We start from the raw sequence: 16,815 nt of genomic DNA on the forward strand, positions 1-16,815 counted from the left end.
TATGACGGTGGCCGTGCCGTGGTGCGAATCACCTGTTCCGGATCTCCCGACGGCGCTACCAGCCGGTAGATTCTGTGCTCCTCGAAGGATCAAGTCTGTAACTTGTTCTAGATTAGCGCGGGCGGTTACGCTCCCGCGAAAAGCACGCTCGAAGGGGGTCGCAGTTGACCGCGGAGGCCATAGAGGCAAGCCCCCGACAGGGTGCCGGCCCGGGCGGTGACGGTCCGTTGCGGATCGCTCTCCTCACGTACAAGGGGAATCCGTTCTGCGGCGGTCAGGGCGTCTACGTCCGCCACCTCTCGCGCGAGCTCGCCCGCCTCGGCCACAGCGTCGAGGTCATCGGCTCCCAGCCGTACCCCACGCTCGACGAGGGCGTCCCGCTCACCGAGATCGCCAGCCTCGACCTCTACCGCCAGCCCGACCCCTTCCGCACGCCGAAGCGCGAGGAGTACCGGGACTGGATCGACGCCCTCGAGGTCGCCACCATGTGGACCGGCGGCTTCCCCGAGCCGCTCACCTTCTCGCTCCGCGCCCGGCGCACGCTCGCCGCCCGCCGCGGCGACTTCGACGTCGTCCACGACAACCAGACCCTCGGCTACGGACTCCTCGGCGGCCCGCGCGCGATCGGCGCCCCCCTGGTCACCACGATCCACCACCCCATCACCGTCGACCGGCAGCTCGAACTCGACGCCGCCACGGACTGGAAGCGCCGCGCCTCCGTCCGCCGCTGGTACGCCTTCACCCGCATGCAGAAGCGGGTCGCCCGCAGGCTGCCGTCCGTCCTCACCGTCTCCGGCACCTCCCGCCAGGAGATCGTCGACCACCTCGGCGTCCGCGAGGACCGCATCAAGGTCGTCCACATCGGCGCCGACACCGACCTGTGGTCCCCGGACCCGTCCGTCGCCGAGGTGCCCGGCCGGATCGTCACCACCTCCAGCGCCGACGTGCCGCTCAAGGGCCTGGTCTACCTGATCGAGGCCCTCGCCAAGCTCCGCACCGAGCACCCCGACGCCCACCTCGTCGTCGTCGGCAAGCGCGCCGAGGACGGGCCGGTCGCCCAGGCCATCGAGCGGTACGGGCTCGACGGAGCCGTCCGGTTCGTCAAGGGCGTCACCGACGCCGAGCTCGTCGACCTCTACCGCTCCGCCCAGGTCGCCTGCGTCCCCTCCCTCTACGAGGGCTTCTCGCTGCCCGCCGCCGAAGGCATGGCCACCGGCACCCCGCTGGTCGCCACCACCGGCGGCGCCATCCCCGAGGTCGCCGGAGCCGACGGCGAGACCTGTCTCGCCGTGCCCACGGGCGACGCGGGCGCGCTCGCCGCGGGGCTCGGGCGGCTGCTCGGCGACGCGGAACTGCGCGCCCGCCTCGGCCGGGCCGGCCGCGACCGGGTCCTCGCCAACTTCACCTGGGCCCGCGCCGCCCAGGGCACCGCCGACCTCTACCGCGAGGCCCTCGCCCGCCAGGGCCGCGCCGCGGCACCCCGTCACTGAGCCCACGACACCGCGGCCGCCTCACCTCCGCGACCCGCGACGCCACTGAAAGGCAGACTCCGTGCTGACCGTCGACTTCACCCGCTTCCCGCTCGCCCCCGGCGACCGCGTGCTCGACCTGGGCTGCGGCGGGGGCCGGCACGCCTTCGAGTGCTACCGGCGCGGCGCCCAGGTCGTCGCCCTCGACCAGAACGGCGAGGAGATCCGCGAGGTCGCGAAGTGGTTCGCCGCGATGAAGGAGGCCGGTGAGGCCCCGGCCGGCGCCAGCGCCACCGCCATGGAGGGCGACGCGCTCAACCTGCCCTTCCCCGACGAGTCCTTCGACGTCGTCATCATCTCCGAGGTCATGGAGCACATCCCGGACGACAAGGGCGTGCTCGCCGAGATGGTCCGGGTCCTCAGGCCCGGCGGCCGGATCGCCGTCACCGTCCCGCGCTACGGCCCGGAGAAGATCTGCTGGGCGCTCTCCGACGAGTACCACGAGGTCGAGGGCGGCCACATCCGCATCTACAAGGCCGACGAACTGCTGGCCAAGATGCGCCAGGCCGGCCTCCGGCCGTACGGCACCCACCACGCCCACGCGCTGCACGCGCCGTACTGGTGGCTCAAGTGCGCCTTCGGCGTCGACAACGACAAGGCGCTGCCGGTCCGCGCGTACCACAAGCTCCTGGTCTGGGACATCATGAAGAAGCCCGCCCTGACCCGGGTCGCCGAGCAGCTGCTCAACCCGGTCGTCGGCAAGAGCTTCGTGGCCTACGCGACCAAGCCCCACCTGCCGAAGGCCGACGCCGAGCCCGCGCAGGCCGACGCCGTGGCCGCCGACGCCGCGAAGGCCGACGCCCGGTGACCCTTCCCGAGCGGATGGCGGAGCACCTCGTCCTGCCCGGGGTCCTCACCGCCGAGCAGGCCGCCACGACCGTCGCCGGCATCCTCGCCGTCCAGCGCGAGGACGGCGCCATACCGTGGTTCCGCGGCCACCACCTCGACCCGTGGGACCACACCGAGGCCGCCATGGCCCTGGACACCGCGGGCGAGCACGAGGCGGCGCGCCGCGCCTACGAGTGGCTGGCCCGGCACCAGAACGCCGACGGCTCCTGGTACGCGGCCTACCACGACGGCGACCCCGAGGACGTCACCGACCGCGGCCGCGAGTCCAACTTCGTCGCGTACATAGCCGTCGGCGTCTGGCACCACTACCTGTCGACCGGCGACGACGCCTTCCTCGACCGGATGTGGCCCGTCGTCTACGCGGCCGTCGAGTTCGTCCTCGGGCTCCAGCGCCCCGGCGGCGAGATCGGCTGGAAGCGCGAGGCCGACGGCACGCCCGTGACCGACGCCCTGCTCACCGGCAGCTCCTCCATCCACCAGGCGCTGCGCTGCGCCCTCGCCATCGCCGAGGAGCGCGAGGAGCCGCAGCCGGACTGGGAGCTGGCGGCCGGCGCGCTCGGCCACGCGATCCGCAGCCACCCCGAGCGCTTCCTGGACAAGTCCCGCTACTCGATGGACTGGTACTACCCGGTCCTCGGCGGCGCCGTCACCGGCGCCGCGGCGAAGGCCCGGATCGACGAGAAGTGGGACGACTTCGTCGTGCCCGGACTCGGCGTGCGCTGCGTGCTGCCCAACCCGTGGGTGACCGGCGGCGAGAGCTGCGAGCTCGCCCTCACCCTGTGGGCGATGGGCGAGTCGGACCGGGCCCTGGACGTCCTCACCTACATCGGCCACCTGCGGGCCGAGAACGGCAACTACTGGACGGGTTACGTCTTCGAGGGCAACAAGGCCGTCTGGCCGGAGGAGCAGACCACCTGGACCGCCGGCTCGCTGCTGCTCGCGGTGGCGGCGCTCGGCGGCGACGAGGCGACGGTCGCGGTCTTCGGCGGCGAACGGCTGCCGCACGGCCTGGAGCCCGACTGCTGCGGCTGACCGTTCACTCCCCTGGCGGACCCCGGGTGCGTGCCCCGCGCGCCCGGGCGAGGCTGGCGCCACAGTGACCCCAGGGAGGTTCCACCGTGCCCAGCCTCATACGCGCGCGCCGCGCCCTCGTCGCGCTCTTCCTGTCCGGCGCGCTCCTCGCCACGACCGCCGCGTGCGGCGGCGACAGCACGCAGAGCATGTCGACGAGCGCCGACTCCACGCCGACGGCCTCGGCCTCGGCGAGCTTCGAGCAGCAGAAGCTGGCGAAGACCCGGTTCGTGGCCAACGCGGGCCTGGCGGCGGGCGCCACGTACCAGTGGATCGTCAAGCCGTACCGCGCGGGCAAGTTCAAGAAGGGCGCGGACGGCCGGACCTTCGCGCTGGTCAAGGCGGGCCTCGCGGGCGCCTTCACGTACAACCGCCTCAAGGCGGCCGTGAACAACGCCAAGGGCGACGCCCTGCTGTCGAAGGCGGTGGCGCCGCTGAGCGCCGGGATCGAGTCCCTGAAGGACCTCGGGACGAAGCTGCGCAAGGGCGAGGCCACCGAGGGCGACATCGGTTCCTTCGAGAACATCATCAACAGCGTGAAGGACGCGGGGAAGAGCGCGGGCGCCGAGGTCGTCGACAAGGTGCCGAGCGCGTCCCAGCTGAGCGGCGGCTGAAGCCCGGGCGGCCCCTCAGAGGACCAGTTCGGCGAGCGTCCGCAGCGTGACGGGGTCCGGTGCCGTGACCAGGAGGTCGGTCACCGGGCCCTTGCGCCATTCCGCGAGGCGTTCGGCGATCCGCCCGCGCGGTCCGACGAGGGAGATCTCGTCGGCGAAGGCGTCCGGCACGGCCCGTACCGCCTCCTCGCGCCGGCCGGACGCGAACAGCTCCTGGATCTGCCGGGCCTCGGCCTCGTAGCCCATGCGGGCCATCAGGTCGGCGTGGAAGTTGCGGCTCGTGTGGCCCATGCCGCCGATGTAGAAGCCGAGCATGTACTTCACCGGCAGCAGTCCGGTGGCGAGGTCGTCGCAGACCTGGGCCCGCACCATCGGCGCCACCATGAAGGCGCCGGAAAGGGCGTCCGGCAGGGCGTAGACCTCGGCCCAGCGGCCCGGGGACCAGTACAGCGGCAGCCAGCCGTCGGCGATGCGCAGCGTCTGCGCGACGTTCTTGGGGCCCTCGGCGCCCAGCAGGACCGGCAGGTCGGCGCGCAGCGGGTGGGTGATCGGTCTGAGCGGCCTGCCGAGCCCGGTGCCGTCCTCACCGGTGTACGGGTGGGAGTGGTAGCGCCCGTCGAGCGTGACCGGCGCCTCGCGGCGCAGCACCTGGCGCACCACGTCCACGTACTCGCGGGTCGCGGTGAGCGGCGAGCGCGGGAAGGGCCGCCCGTACCAGCCCTCCACGACCTGCGGCCCGGACAGCCCCAGGCCGAGCATCATCCGCCCGCCGGAGAGGTGGTCGAGGGTGAGCGCGTGCATCGCGGTGGCGGTCGGCGTGCGCGCGGCCATCTGCGCGACGGCGGTGCCGAGCCGGATCCGCGAGGTGTGGGCGGCGATCCAGGTGAGCGCGGTGAAGGCGTCGGAGCCCCAGGCCTCGGCGGTCCACACCGAGTCGTAGCCGAGCTCCTCGGCCTCGCGGGCGAGGGCGAGGTGGGCGGGGGAGGGGCCGCGGCCCCAGTAGCCGAGGGCGAGTCCGAGTCGCATGCCACGGAACCTTTCTGACGGTACGTCAGGTCGCTGCGCAGGCTCGGACTGTACGGCAACGGCCCCCCGCCCGGAAGGGATCCGGGCGGGGGGCCGTCGGTGCGGAGCGCGTGTCCGCGATCAGCCGCGCTGGATGCCGGTGGTGTCCTGGAGGACACCGCGGCGGCCGTCCTGCGTCTGCGCGACCAGCGCCTGGCCGCGCTGCTCGACCGCCAGGTACCAGGTGCCGGGAGCGAGCTCGGCGATCGGCGCGGCCGAGCCGTCCTCCGCGTACAGCGGACGGGCGGCCGGGACCGCGAACCAGAACGCGGCGAAGTCCCCGGCCGGGGCGGCCGCGGCCTGCGGCTGCTGGTGCTGCTGGGCGGCGGCGTCCTGCGGACCCGGGACCGGCTGCGGCTGGTGCGCCTGCGGCTGCGCGCCGTAGGGCTGGCCGCCGAGCGACGGGTCGGGCTGGGCACCGTACGGCTGCTGTGGGGCGCCCGGGTAGCCGTAGCCGCCGGGAACGCCGCCCTGGCCGGGCTGCATGCCGTACGGCTGCGGGGTCTGCGGCCTCGGCGCGCCGAGCAGCGGGCCCTGCAGCGCCGGCACCAGCGGGCCGGCGACCGCGGCGGCGGCCAGCACCAGCGCGGCGATGACACCGAGGATCAGGCCGGCGCCGGCGTTGGAGGACTCGAAGACCCACATCAGCATCGTCCAGGCGGAGGCGATCGCGAACGCGACGCCCACCTGGCCCAGCTCCAGACCCGCCACCTTGCGCGGCTGCGGCAGCGCACGCGAGAGGACCACGAGCGCGGCGCCGGCGATGCCGAGGAAGAAGGAGCCCCAGCCGAGCGGCGACATCTCCCAGGAGAACGCCGACTCGACCTGGGAGCAGATGTTGTCCGGCGCGTCACAGCCGGAGACGTCGAGGAACGAGGCGATGAACAGCACCACCGCTGCACCGATCAACACGCCATCGCCTCGGGTGAGGGAGCGGATATTCACGTAAGAAGTCCTTCGTCGGTTCGTCTCGTCGGGTGGCGCGGAAGCACGGGGGGCGCCCCATCGTACGGAGCGAATCTATCGTTCGCCCGATCGCCCTCCGGTCCTACCCCTCGAGGTAGGCGCCGATGCCGTTCGCGATCCCCTGCGCCGCCTTCTGACGCCACGCGGCGTCGGTCAGCAGCGCGGCGTCCTTCGGATCACGCATATTGCCGCATTCGAGGAAGACCTTGGGAACGGTCGAGAGATTGAGGCCCCCGAGATCGTCACGGACGTCCAACCCGGTACCGGATCCGATGTAGTTGGCGGGCGAGGAGCCGGTGGCGCGGGCGAAGTGCGTGACGAGTTCCTCGCCGAGGGTACGGGACGGGCCCACGATCTTCGCGGTATCGGCCGAACCGCCGCTCACCCGTGCGGGCAGGATCACATGGAAGCCCCGGTTGCCGGTGGCCGAGCCGTCCGCGTGCACGGACACGACGGCGTCGGCCCCGGCGGCGTTGCCGATCCGGGCGCGCTCGTCGATGCAGGGCCCGTAGGGGCGCTCGGCGTCGTGGACGAGGACCACCTCGGCGCCCTGCTTCTCGAGGAGGTCGCGAAGGCGGTGTGAAACATCGAGGGTGAAGGCGGCCTCGGTGTAGCCGGCGTTCGTGGAGGTGCCGGTGGTGTCGCACTCCTTACGAGTGGTACCGATGTCCACCTTCTTGTTGATTTCGGTGGAATGCCGGAAGTTTCCCGGATTGTGCCCGGGGTCGATGACGACGGTCCGCCCGGCGAGCGGAAGCGCGGGGGAGCCGGCGGTGGCGCTCGCGGACGGCCTGGCATCGGCGCTGGTCCCGGGCTTGGCGTCGGCGCTGCGGGACTGCTGGGGCGCGGCCGGCCCGGCGGCACCGCCGCAGGCGGTCAGGGCGAGCGGCAGGGCGAGGGGCAGGACGAGCGCGAGGAGCTTCCGGTGGTCGTACGGCACCCCGCGACTGTAGGCGGTCCGGAGCCGGAATGCCCGTAGCGGAACCGAACGGCCCTCACGTGTGTGAGGGGTGGGTGAAGGGTAAGTGGGGAAAACCATGACGACCACTAGGGGGGACCTGTGGCGGGGGACGATCACGACCACGGCACCACCGGAAGAAACCCATCACCTTGGGAGTGGACGGGCGGCCAGGCACCTCAGCCGGCACAGCCGTCTCAGCAGCCCCAGGCACCTCAGCCGCCTGAGGCGCCCCAGCTCCCGCCACCGCCGCCCGCGCACCCGCCGGTGTACGACGCGGTGCCGCCGCCCGGCACGCCGACGATGGCGCTCGGCGCCATGCCCGGACCCGTGCCCGGTGCCGTGCCTCCCGCGGCGCCGCCGCTCCCGCCGCAGCCCTGGCCCAGCGCGGTGGCCGCGGGTCTGCTCAACCTGTCCTGTCTCGGCCTCGGATACGTCCTGCTCCGCCAGTGGATCGGCGCGGTGGTCTGCTGGGCGGCCACGGTCGCGCTGCTCGTCGCGGCCCTGCCCGCCGACCCCGACGGCGTCCCGGCCGGCGTGCTCGTCGCGTACGGCGTCTTCCTGATCCTGGCGGCCCTGGACGCGGCCCGCCGGGCCCGCCGCACCCCGCTCGCCTCCTGGGCGTCGGCCCGCCAGGGCCTGGTCGTGCCGCTCGCGCTCGTGCTGTTCGCGGTGCCCGTCGGCGGCGGCCTCGCCTACGGCGCGGCCCGCGACGAGGCGAAGGAGCAGCGGCTCCTGGAGCAGCTCGCCGCGGCCGACAAGCTGGTGAAGGACGGCGAGGGACAGGCGTTCACCAGCGCCGAGGCCGGCTACCGCTCGGCCCTCGACACCTACCAGCGGATCGGCACGAAGCACTCCGGGTCCCGGGCCGGGAAGCTCGTACCCGACCGCCTCCAGACCTACTACGCGTCGGTCTCGGCCCCGTACGGCCAGAAGGACTACTGCAAGGCCGTCCCGGCCCTCAAGCACCTGCGCGACCTGCCGCGGACGGTCGACCGCGGCCTGCTCGGCACCGTCGTCGGCCGGGCCGACGAGCCGCTGGCGGAGTCGTGGTTCCAGTGCGGCACCGGCACGGCCGGCAACGCCGGGCAGGAGACCAGCTCGGCCGAGCACCTCAACGCGCTGCTCACGACCTTCCCGCAGTCGCCCTTCGCCCAGAAGGTCGAGCCGGCCCTCCGCGAGGCCCTGCGCACCCGTGACAAGTCCGTCGGCGTCGCACCCTGCGCCGCGACCGAGGACCTGCGCCGCTTCGACACGACGGTCGACGCGCTGCCGAGCGCGGCCTTCGCCTCGCTCGGCAGGGACGTCGGCCGGTCGATCCAGCGCGGCGACTTCGCGTGCGGCATCGACCAGTTCAAGAAGAAGGACTACGCCGAGGCCATCTCGACGATGAACGACTACGTCAAGGCCTACCCGGACAGCCCGCAGACCGCCCAGGCCCGCAACGTCGCGATCGCCGCCGAGATCGCCGAGGAGACCCCGGCCGCCGGCAACAAGGTCCCCTCGGGCGCCACGTCGGACGGCTCCGGCATGGTCATGGTCGTGAGCAACGACGGCCCGGGCGAGGTCGAACTCCTCTACACCGGCCCGGTCACCGGCCGCATCACCCTCCCGGCCTGCGGCAGCTGCAAGGCGTACCCGGGGATCCTGCCGGTGGGCGGCAAGGTCAAGGCCTGCTCGGGCCCGTCGTCGAAGTACCCGAAGCGGACGCTGACCCTTCCGCCGGGCAACTACCAGATGCTCCAGAAGCGCGACGGCACGAGCACGTCGGCGGAGGTGAAGAAGGGCAGCACGGCGAAGATCGAGTCGGGCTACAGCTACACCAACTGCCTCTACGTGACCTCCCTGTTCGGCTGACAGGTCGACGGTGCAACGGGTCCGGCGCCCCGCGTTTGCGCGGGCCGCCGGACCCGCTGATAGTGGACGGCGGCACGCTCGCCCGGTGCCGGACGGGCCCCTGGGGGCTCTCTCGCCCTAGGGCCGCGCGGCCTCCAGGGCCTCCAGGTCGGCGACCGTGGCCCGCAGCCAGGCCAGCTCCGCCGTGCTGGTGGCCCGGGCCACGGTCAGCACGCCCCGTCGGAACGGGTCATCCAACTCCTCTGCGGCCAGCGGCCGTTCGCCCTCGTAGAAGAAGCTCGCGGGCTCCTCGAGGAACGCCAGCCTGCGCCGCAGGACGGCCGCCTGTGCGGCCGGGTCGTCCAGGTGGCGCAGGAACGCCAGCAGCGTGAACCAGCGGTTCTCGTCCGTGATCTCGGTGCCCTCGGCCTCCGCGAGCCGGCGGCGCAGCTCCCGCCTGCCGTCGGCGGTGAGGCTGAGGACGTGCCGCGGTGCGGCGGCGGGGCCCTGCTGGGTCTCGCGGGCCAGGAGCCCGGCCTTCTCCAGGCGCTTGATCGCCGGATACAGCGTGGACTCGCCGACCGGGCGGACGTGCCCGGTGAGCGCGGTGATGCGCTTGCGCAGCTCGTAGCCGTGCAGAGGGGCTTCGTAGAGGAATCCGAGGATCGACAGTTCCAGCATGGGGGCATTCTCCCGCATCTCATGCCGCACGCCGGTGTACATCGGTGGCGTAGTACTACGTCAGCGATGTATGGTCGGGCCGTCGCCACGCCGGTGGCAGACCGAGGCGGAGGAAAGAGGGGGAGCGGACGGTGCGTGAGGCACGATTCGACGCGCGGGGCAGCATGATCCGGTGGACCGAGGCGCGGGGCGAGGAGAGCCGGGAGGGGACGGGCCCGGGCGGGGCGGGCACGCGTGGCCAGGGTGAGGCGGGCCCGGGTGGGGCGGGCACGGACCCGGTGGGGGCGGGCGGGAGGCCGGCGACCGTGTTCGTGCACGGCCTCGGTGCCGCCTCGACCGTCTACCACGCCCACATCGCGGCCCGCCCGGAGCTCGCGGGCCGCAGGATCCTCTTCGTCGACCTGCCGGGGCACGGCATCAGCGACCGGCCCGCCGACTTCGGCTACACCCTGGAGGACCACGCGGACGCGCTGGCCGCCGCGCTCGACGAGGCGGGCGTGCGCGGCGGTGTGATCGCGGGGCACAGCATGGGCGGCGCGGTCGCCATCGTCCTCGCCCACCGTCGGCCGGACCTGGTGGGCCGCCTGGTCGTCACCGAGGGCAACCTCGACCCGTTCCCCCCGCCCACGGCGGGCAGCAGCGGCATCGCCTCGTACACGGAGGAGGAGTTCGTCACGGGCGGCGGCTTCGCCCGCGTCCTGGAGCGCGTCGGCCCCACCTGGGCGGCGACCATGCGCCTGGCGGACCCGCTCGCGCTGTACCGCACGGCCGCGGGTCTGGTGCGGGGCACCGAGCCCGTGATGCGGGACATGTTCCGGGAGTCCCGCGCCGAGCGGGTCTACCTCCAGGGCGGGCTCAGCGGCGAACTCCCCGGCGCCGACGGCCTCGTGGCCGCCGGTGTGGAGGTGGTGACCGTCCCCGGCGCCGGGCACAACATCATGTTCGACGCCCCCGACGCCTTCACGCGCGCGGTCGCGGGCACGGGCGCGACGGGAGCCCCCGTCCAGGAGCGGGCTTGCGCCCCCGTACAGGAGCGGGCTTGCGCCTCCGTCTAGGAGCGGCGGCGCAGGACGCGGAGGGAGTCGGTGACCGAGATCTCCTCGAACTCGCCGGACTCCAGGGCCCGGAGGTAGATGCGGTACGGGGCCTGCCCGCCGTCCTCCGGGTTCGGGAAGACGTCGTGGATGACGAGGACGCCGCCCGGCGCGACCTTCGGGGCCCAGCCCTCGTAGTCGTTCGTGGCGTGCTCGTCCGTGTGCCCGCCGTCGACGAACACGAAGCCCAGCTGCCCGGCCCACACCCGCGCGACCTGCGGGGAGCGGCCGACGACCGCGATCACGTGCTCCTCGAGACCGGCCTTCCGCAGCGTCCGGCGGAAGGTCGGCAGCGTGTCCATCACGCCGACCTCCGGGTCGACCACCGTCGGGTCGTGGTACTCCCACCCCGGCTGCTGCTCCTCGCTGCCCCGGTGGTGGTCGACGGTCACCGCCACCGTGCCCGCCTGCCGCGCCACGTCCGCGAGCAGGATCGTCGAGCGCCCGCAGTACGTACCGACCTCCAGGAGCGGAAGACCCAGCTTCGCGGCCTCGGCGGCGGCCTCGTACAGGGCCAGCCCCTCCTTGACGGGCATGAAGCCCTTGGCCGCCTCGAAGGCGGCGAGAATCTCGGGGCTGGGCTCCGTGGCGGCCATGGACCACTCCTACTGGTGGGTACGACGTGTGGGCGCCCATCGTGCCCCATGCCCCGCCCCGCGTCCCACCCGGAGCCCCCGGGGCCGTAGCATCGGGGCGTTTGCTTTGGCATGGATGCTTCGCAAGGGGGAACGGCGTGGACGGTGACAGGCGGAAACGGCGGCGAGGAGTGCTCGCCGTCGTGATCGCGGGCGCGATGATCGCCTCGGGCGCGGGCATCGGGCTCTGGGCCACGGACACCGGGCCGTTCCGGGACAGCTACTGCTGGGGTGCCTGGCAGGAGAACAGCGGCGCGGACTTCCTCGGCGAGGAGGCCCTCGCCGAGTCCGGCGCCGAGCGGCGCTCCACGGAGTCCGCGCCGCCCGCCCCCGACCGGCCGCACGCCACCTGCACGGTGGAGGTGGCCTCGCCCGACGACGGAGACGACGCGGGCAAGGTCACGCTGGAGTACGGGGCCGTGCCCGCCGGGGCCGAGGAACGCCGCCGGTGGATCTCCGAGTACCTCCACGGCTCCGCGTCCCCGCTGCCCGACGGCCTCCCGGGCCTCGTCGCGGGTGACCGGGGCATGCTCGTCCTGCCCGCAGCCTGTGACGCGGGGGACGGGGACGGCGCGGACGGCAGGCCGGTGGCGGTGACGGTCCGGACCGAGGACTTCACCATGGGGTCACGGTCGGCTGTCGGCCGCCTGCTCGTCGACGCGGCCAACCTGCTCATGGAGAAGGCGGGTTGCGCGCCGGAGCAGTCGCTGCGCATCACCTCCCCGATGGTGAAGGTCGCGGAGCGGAGCTCCATCGCCGACACACCCCTGTGCCGGATACCGGGCGTGACCTTCACCTACGACAGGAGCGCCAACTACGAGCAGCAGGTGGGCACGGTCGGGGACCGGCTCCAGACCTGCTCGGCGTGGTACGGCGCCCGCCGGCTTCCCGCCGAACCCGCCGCCCAGTTCGTGATGGCGGGCGAGCCGCGCCTGGTCGCGCTGTTCGCGGGCCTGCCCCAGGGCGCCGACAAGGGGCTGGTGCGCGCCACGTGCGACGGGCGGGAAACGGTCTTCTACGGAGACATCCGGCCGGGTCTGCAGGGACACGGACAGCCGGACGACCGGCGGGTGTTCCAGAACTTCGTCACGTCCGTGAGCAAGCGCATCGGCTGCGCGACCGGGGGAGAGGCACGATGACCGACGACACGAACGAGACGCCCGCGCCGTCCCGCCTGCGCCGCCTGCTGCGGAGCCGTACCGCCCGGACCGCGACCGTCGCCGCCGTCGTCGGCGCACTGCTCGGCGCCGGGACCGTCGCCTGGCGCACCGACACGCTGCCCCTGGTGAGCGGCCACGCTCCCTGCTGGGACTCCTTCGACGAGGGAACGATGAAGGCGCTGTTCGGCGACCGCGAGACCAAGGTCGAGGAGCAGGCCTTGGAGAGCGACGGCCGCGCTCGGGGCCTGACGTACGGCGAGTGCCGGATCACCAGCTACAAGGACGACCGGATCAGGCGCCGGCTGAACGTCGGCGTCCACCGCCTCGACGGCCTCTACGGCACCGACGCTCACGGGTGGCCCCAGGAGTTCCTCACGTCCCGGATGGTCCCGCTCGGCGAGGGCCTGCCCGGCATGACCTCCGCCGAACGGGCCTGGCTGGCCCTGCCGGAGAGCTGCACGGGCCCGGTCGGCGACAACGAGGCGGCGACCGTGGTCGACGTCTCGGTGGGGGCCGCGCTGGAGATCGAGTGGGAGTACCAGGACGAGGACCGCGCCGCCCTGACCCGCGCGGTCGTCGCCGCGGCCAACGGCGTCATGCGCGACTTCGGCTGCTCCGGCACCTACCGCACCCCGGACCGCCTGCCCGCCCTTCCCAAGCGGGGCCCCGTCTCCGCCACTTCCTTCTGCGGGATCAAGGGGCTGAAGGCGCCGACCGGTACCCGCGAGTCGCTGACCTGGTCCAGGTCGAGCGGCGACGGCGGCCCGGCGCGCGTGTGCGAGGCGGGTTACCGGAGTCTGGGGGCCACGGTGCGGCTGACGACGGTGGTCGACCGCGGGCTGACCGACGTGTTCGTGAAGGACGTGCTCTACCGCGGGTCGGGGGTCAAGGGCACCAAGGGGTACGGGAGGGTGAGCGAGACCCGGGCGGTGTACCAGGCGGAGTGCCAGACCGGACGGGTGCTGTTCATGGTGGAGCAGGACCGGCCCCTCTACGACGACGCGGGCCGGCTCACCCGTGAGCTGCTGCCCGCGTACGTGGCGGCCGAGGCGGAGCGCATCGGCTGCGGGCCGGAGAAGCTGGAGGCGAACGCCTCGCGTACCTGACCCCGCGCCGTCCTCTACGTGTCGGTGTCGCACTCGAACCACACCGTCTTCCCGCCGGCCGTCTCCGTGCACCCCCAGCGGTCGGTCACGGCCTCGACGAGCGCCAGGCCGCGCCCGCTCTCGGCGAGCGGATCGGCCGCCTTGGCGATCACCGTGCCCGGCACGCCGTCCGAGACCTCCACGCGCAGCCCGAACGGCTCCCGGAGGATGAGGACGGTGCACCGGCGGCCGGGAACGTGTCGGACGACGTTCGCGACGAGCTCGGTGAGCGCGAGGGTGGAGGCGTCGACGAGGTGGTCGAGCCGCCAACGCGTGAGGAACATGCGGAGGATGCGACGCATGTGACCGGCGGAGTGCTCACCGACGGTGAAGCCCATGCGGTAGCTGTGGGTAACTTCCGCAGGGTGGAGGTCTGTTGTGTGATTCACGCCACCAGGATGGAGCGCTCCCGTTACGCTCGGCTACGGACTGGAAGCAACGCCCGCACGCGTCAGCTCGGGCGTGAGCCTGGGGGTGACCCGCCGTGGCCAACATCCGCAACCTCGATCCGAGCGCCTCGCCGCTGGACTACTACGGCTCGGAATTACGCCGGTTGAGGGAGGAGGCAAAACTCAACCAGGACCAGTTGGGGGCAATTCTGTTCTGCACCGGCTCGCTGGTTGGCCAGATCGAGACGGCGCGGAAGGTCCCGACACGGGAGTTCTCGGAACGGGTCGACGCGGCGCTGATGACGGGCGGGCTGTTCTCACGGCTGGTGGGGCTGGTGCTGAAGAGCCAGCTGCCGACGTGGTTCCAGCCGTACGCGGAGATGGAGGCGCGGGCGACGTACATTTCGACGTACCAGGCGCAGTTGGTCTACGGCCTGCTCCAGACGGAGGAGTACGCCCGCGCGGTGCTCGGCGTCGAAAACCCGGACAGGGTCGACGAGATGGTGGCGGCGCGGATGGAACGCCAGCGCATTCTGGGCCGCGAGCAGCCGCCCGTGTTGTGCGTCGTGCTCGACGAGGCTGTGCTGCACCGGCAGATCGGCAGCCCGGAGATCATGCGAAACCAACTCGCTCACCTGTTGACCTTCCGCGACCACCCGTGGATCCAGGTGCAGGTGCTGCCGTTCGCGGCCGGCCAGCACTCGGCGCTGATGGGTTCGTTCACCCTCTTGCGCTTCGACGACGACCCGGACCTCTTCTACGCGCCGGTCTACGGCGGGGGCCACATGACGGCCAATCCGCAAGTGATCAGGGAACGTTCCGTCGGTTACGCTCGGCTGCAAGCCTCAGCCCTCTCGCGGGAGGACTCGGCGGCGCTGATCGCACGCGTGATGGAGGAACGGTATGGGCACCAGCCAGGAACTGCGGTGGCGTAAGTCGTCCTACAGCGGCTCCGACGGCGGCGAGTGCATCGAATGCGCGCCGCTCGGCACCGCCGCCTGGCGTAAGTCATCCTTCAGCGGCCCCAGCGGCGGCGACTGCATCGAGGTCGCCGACCTCGCCGCCCACATCGCCGTCCGGGACTCCAAGAACCCCACCGGCCCCGTCTTCCTCGCCTCCCCGGTGGCCTTCACGGCCTTCGTGACGGCCGCCGCGGAGGGTCTGATCGGGCGGCGCTGACCGCCGTGGCGACCCTCTTCGGGATGGTGGTCCTCGTCGTGGCCCTGACGGCCTGGGCGGGGGCCACGGTCGTCGGATGGTCACGGAGCCGTAGGGCCGACCGGCCGGGGCGGCGGCCCTGGCGGCGGCCTTCGCCCGCCAGGCTGGCGGCCGCCGTCGCCGTACTCGCCTTCCTCGCGGGCGGCGCCGTCCACGCGTACGGACTGTCGTACATGCCGTTCCTCTTCCCTGAGGACGCGTGCTGGTTCAACGCGGGTTCGAAGGTGCTGCCCGACTCCTCCAGCGCGCTGCCGGTCAGCCTGGTCTGCAAGGGCGAGGAGATCGTCCCCGGCTGGGTCAACCCCGCGCTGCTGCTCCTGGGCGTCACGGGGATCGCGGCGACGGGCGCGGCGGTTGTCCACGCGGTGCGCGCACGGCGGGAGGCCCGATGAGCGGACCGACACCGTTCGACCCCGAAGTGGCCGCCGCTGTCGACGCCTTGGGAACGGACTGGCGGGAGCCGGTCACGCCGGAGAACCTGGCCGAGCGCCGGGCGAGGGACGCCGCCTCGCGGCCCCGGCCGACGGCCGGGGAGCTGCGGGCGGGCGGGCGCTTCGAGGTGGAAGAGCTACGCGTGGGAGACGTGACGCTGGTGAGCGCGCGGCCGGCAGGGCTCGACGGGCCGCTGCCGCTGCTCTACTACCTGCACGGCGGCGCGATGGTGATGGGCAATGCCTGGTCCGTGCTGCCGACGGTCCTGCGTGAATGGGCGGAGCCGCTGGGGCTGGCCGTCCTCTCGGTCGAGTACCGGCTCGCGCCGGAGGCGCCGTACCCGGCGGCGCTGGAGGACGCGTACGAGGGCCTGGTCTGGGCGGCGGGGCACGCCGAGGAACTACGCGTCGACCCGGGCCGCATCGTCATCGGAGGCAAGAGCGCGGGCGGCGGGCTCGCCGCGGCGCTGGCGCTCCTCGCGCGGGACCGCGGCGGCCCGGCCGCGCTCGGCCAACTGCTCCTCTCCCCGATGCTGGACGACAGCCTGGAGACGTACTCCGCGCGCCAGATGTCGGGCGTGGACGTGTGGGACCTGACGTCGCACGCGACGATCTGGCGGGCGTATCTGGGGGAGCGTTACGAGCCCGGAGCGGCCGACGTCCCGCCGTACGCGGCACCGGCCCGCGCGACGGACCTGTCCGGGCTGCCTCCGGCGTACGTGGAGGTCGGCTCGGCGGAGATGTTCCGCGACGAGGGCGTGGCGTACGCGAACCGGATCTGGCAGTCCGGCGGCCAGGCCGAACTCCACGTCGTCCCGGGCGCCTGCCACGGCTTCGACGGCCTCGCCCGCCACGCCCCCCTCACCACCGACGCCCGCACCACCCGCACCCACTGGCTCCGCCGCCTCCTGGGCGCCTAGCGCCCTTCCCTGGCATGCGTCTCGATGCCTCTGGCCGCCATGATCTTCCACAAATTGGGCAGCGTGTGATTCAGCGTGCATCCGGCAATGAGGAGTTTGGCGGTATTTCAGTGTGACGGATCTGTTCAAGACAAGCCCGTGCAGCCGGTCCTAGAAGGACCGCCCGAAGGGCGGTAATCCTGTGTCATGCGCACGGCGGCCAGGACGAAAATTCTGTCGCCCTGTAGCAGCCGTAGTCGGCTGATCATTCCACC

Annotated in this window: 18 protein-coding genes; 12 read left to right on the plus strand and 6 right to left on the minus strand. The window is 72.8% G+C overall.

Annotation, left to right across the window (positions count from 1 at the left end):
* Positions 1-164: 164 nt before the first annotated feature.
* The 4 genes from ACFWJO_RS16045 to ACFWJO_RS16060 all read left to right on the plus strand — a co-directional run bounded on the left by ACFWJO_RS16045 (position 165) and on the right by ACFWJO_RS16060 (position 4,063).
* Complete coding sequence (locus ACFWJO_RS16045; protein WP_386865453.1) at positions 165-1,490, plus strand: glycosyltransferase family 4 protein; 1,326 nt, start codon at positions 165-167, stop codon at positions 1,488-1,490.
* A gap of 61 nt (positions 1,491-1,551) precedes the next feature.
* The gene (locus ACFWJO_RS16050) at positions 1,552-2,337 is read left to right on the plus strand and encodes a class I SAM-dependent methyltransferase (RefSeq protein ID WP_386865455.1); all 786 of its coding nucleotides are present in this window, start codon (positions 1,552-1,554) and stop codon (positions 2,335-2,337) included.
* A 14-nt stretch (positions 2,338-2,351) separates the two neighbouring features.
* On the plus strand, positions 2,352-3,410 hold the full coding sequence (locus tag ACFWJO_RS16055) for a prenyltransferase (protein WP_386865526.1): 1,059 nt from the start codon (positions 2,352-2,354) through the stop codon (positions 3,408-3,410).
* 86 nt (positions 3,411-3,496) lie between these two features.
* Positions 3,497-4,063, plus strand: a complete 567-nt coding sequence (locus ACFWJO_RS16060; protein ID WP_386865457.1) for a hypothetical protein — start codon at positions 3,497-3,499, stop codon at positions 4,061-4,063.
* A gap of 15 nt (positions 4,064-4,078) precedes the next feature.
* Here the strand turns inward: ACFWJO_RS16060 and ACFWJO_RS16065 are convergent, their stop codons facing one another.
* The 3 genes from ACFWJO_RS16065 to ACFWJO_RS16075 all read right to left on the minus strand — a co-directional run bounded on the left by ACFWJO_RS16065 (position 4,079) and on the right by ACFWJO_RS16075 (position 7,034).
* Positions 4,079-5,089 (minus strand): LLM class F420-dependent oxidoreductase, encoded by a 1,011-nt coding sequence (locus ACFWJO_RS16065; protein ID WP_386865459.1) that lies wholly within the window; start codon positions 5,087-5,089, stop codon positions 4,079-4,081.
* A 120-nt stretch (positions 5,090-5,209) separates the two neighbouring features.
* Positions 5,210-6,073 carry a DUF5336 domain-containing protein gene (locus tag ACFWJO_RS16070; protein WP_386865461.1) on the minus strand — a complete coding sequence of 288 codons (864 nt, stop codon included), beginning with the start codon at positions 6,071-6,073 and terminating at the stop codon, positions 5,210-5,212.
* A 103-nt stretch (positions 6,074-6,176) separates the two neighbouring features.
* The gene (locus tag ACFWJO_RS16075) at positions 6,177-7,034 is read right to left on the minus strand and encodes an N-acetylmuramoyl-L-alanine amidase (protein ID WP_386865463.1); all 858 of its coding nucleotides are present in this window, start codon (positions 7,032-7,034) and stop codon (positions 6,177-6,179) included.
* A 285-nt stretch (positions 7,035-7,319) separates the two neighbouring features.
* Here ACFWJO_RS16075 and ACFWJO_RS16080 point away from each other — a divergent pair, with 285 nt between their 5' ends.
* The gene (locus ACFWJO_RS16080) at positions 7,320-8,909 is read left to right on the plus strand and encodes a hypothetical protein (protein ID WP_386865465.1); all 1,590 of its coding nucleotides are present in this window, start codon (positions 7,320-7,322) and stop codon (positions 8,907-8,909) included.
* A 117-nt stretch (positions 8,910-9,026) separates the two neighbouring features.
* On the opposite strand, the gene ACFWJO_RS16085 is transcribed toward ACFWJO_RS16080, so the two are convergent.
* On the minus strand, positions 9,027-9,569 hold the full coding sequence (locus ACFWJO_RS16085; RefSeq protein WP_386865467.1) for a PadR family transcriptional regulator: 543 nt from the start codon (positions 9,567-9,569) through the stop codon (positions 9,027-9,029).
* A 131-nt stretch (positions 9,570-9,700) separates the two neighbouring features.
* On the opposite strand from ACFWJO_RS16085, the gene ACFWJO_RS16090 reads away from it, so the two are divergent.
* Complete coding sequence (locus tag ACFWJO_RS16090; protein ID WP_386865469.1) at positions 9,701-10,624, plus strand: alpha/beta fold hydrolase; 924 nt, start codon at positions 9,701-9,703, stop codon at positions 10,622-10,624.
* Here the strand turns inward: ACFWJO_RS16090 and ACFWJO_RS16095 are convergent.
* Positions 10,621-11,259: a class I SAM-dependent methyltransferase gene (locus tag ACFWJO_RS16095; protein ID WP_386865471.1), complete on the minus strand. Its 639-nt coding sequence runs from the start codon at positions 11,257-11,259 to the stop codon at positions 10,621-10,623. The genes ACFWJO_RS16090 and ACFWJO_RS16095 overlap by 4 nt on opposite strands.
* A 137-nt stretch (positions 11,260-11,396) precedes the next feature.
* Here ACFWJO_RS16095 and ACFWJO_RS16100 point away from each other — a divergent pair, with 137 nt between their 5' ends.
* Together ACFWJO_RS16100 and ACFWJO_RS16105 are read left to right on the plus strand one after the other, a co-directional pair.
* Positions 11,397-12,437 (plus strand): hypothetical protein, encoded by a 1,041-nt coding sequence (locus ACFWJO_RS16100; RefSeq protein ID WP_386865472.1) that lies wholly within the window; start codon positions 11,397-11,399, stop codon positions 12,435-12,437.
* The gene (locus ACFWJO_RS16105; RefSeq protein ID WP_386865474.1) at positions 12,434-13,564 is read left to right on the plus strand and encodes a hypothetical protein; all 1,131 of its coding nucleotides are present in this window, start codon (positions 12,434-12,436) and stop codon (positions 13,562-13,564) included. Before ACFWJO_RS16100 ends, ACFWJO_RS16105 begins: the two co-directional genes overlap by 4 nt.
* A 14-nt stretch (positions 13,565-13,578) precedes the next feature.
* Here the strand turns inward: ACFWJO_RS16105 and ACFWJO_RS16110 are convergent, their stop codons facing one another.
* Positions 13,579-13,887, minus strand: a complete 309-nt coding sequence (locus ACFWJO_RS16110) for an ATP-binding protein (protein WP_386865476.1) — start codon at positions 13,885-13,887, stop codon at positions 13,579-13,581.
* Between the two features lie 200 nt (positions 13,888-14,087).
* Here ACFWJO_RS16110 and ACFWJO_RS16115 point away from each other — a divergent pair, with 200 nt between their 5' ends.
* Genes ACFWJO_RS16115 through ACFWJO_RS16130 form a run of 4 tightly spaced genes read left to right on the plus strand, consistent with a single transcriptional unit; the run spans position 14,088 to position 16,561 of the window.
* Positions 14,088-14,927: a Scr1 family TA system antitoxin-like transcriptional regulator gene (locus tag ACFWJO_RS16115; RefSeq protein ID WP_386865478.1), complete on the plus strand. Its 840-nt coding sequence runs from the start codon at positions 14,088-14,090 to the stop codon at positions 14,925-14,927.
* Positions 14,896-15,171 carry a DUF397 domain-containing protein gene (locus ACFWJO_RS16120; protein WP_386865479.1) on the plus strand — a complete coding sequence of 92 codons (276 nt, stop codon included), beginning with the start codon at positions 14,896-14,898 and terminating at the stop codon, positions 15,169-15,171. The genes ACFWJO_RS16115 and ACFWJO_RS16120 overlap by 32 nt, the downstream gene beginning before the upstream one ends.
* A gap of 5 nt (positions 15,172-15,176) precedes the next feature.
* Positions 15,177-15,602: a hypothetical protein gene (locus ACFWJO_RS16125; RefSeq protein ID WP_386865481.1), complete on the plus strand. Its 426-nt coding sequence runs from the start codon at positions 15,177-15,179 to the stop codon at positions 15,600-15,602.
* Positions 15,599-16,561, plus strand: coding sequence for an alpha/beta hydrolase (locus ACFWJO_RS16130; protein ID WP_386865483.1), 963 nt, complete (start codon positions 15,599-15,601; stop codon positions 16,559-16,561). The genes ACFWJO_RS16125 and ACFWJO_RS16130 overlap by 4 nt, the downstream gene beginning before the upstream one ends.
* Positions 16,562-16,815 lie beyond the last annotated feature (254 nt).

This window comes from Streptomyces sp. NPDC127092, assembly GCF_042722475.1.
In the GTDB taxonomy this organism is placed as follows: domain Bacteria; phylum Actinomycetota; class Actinomycetes; order Streptomycetales; family Streptomycetaceae; genus Streptomyces.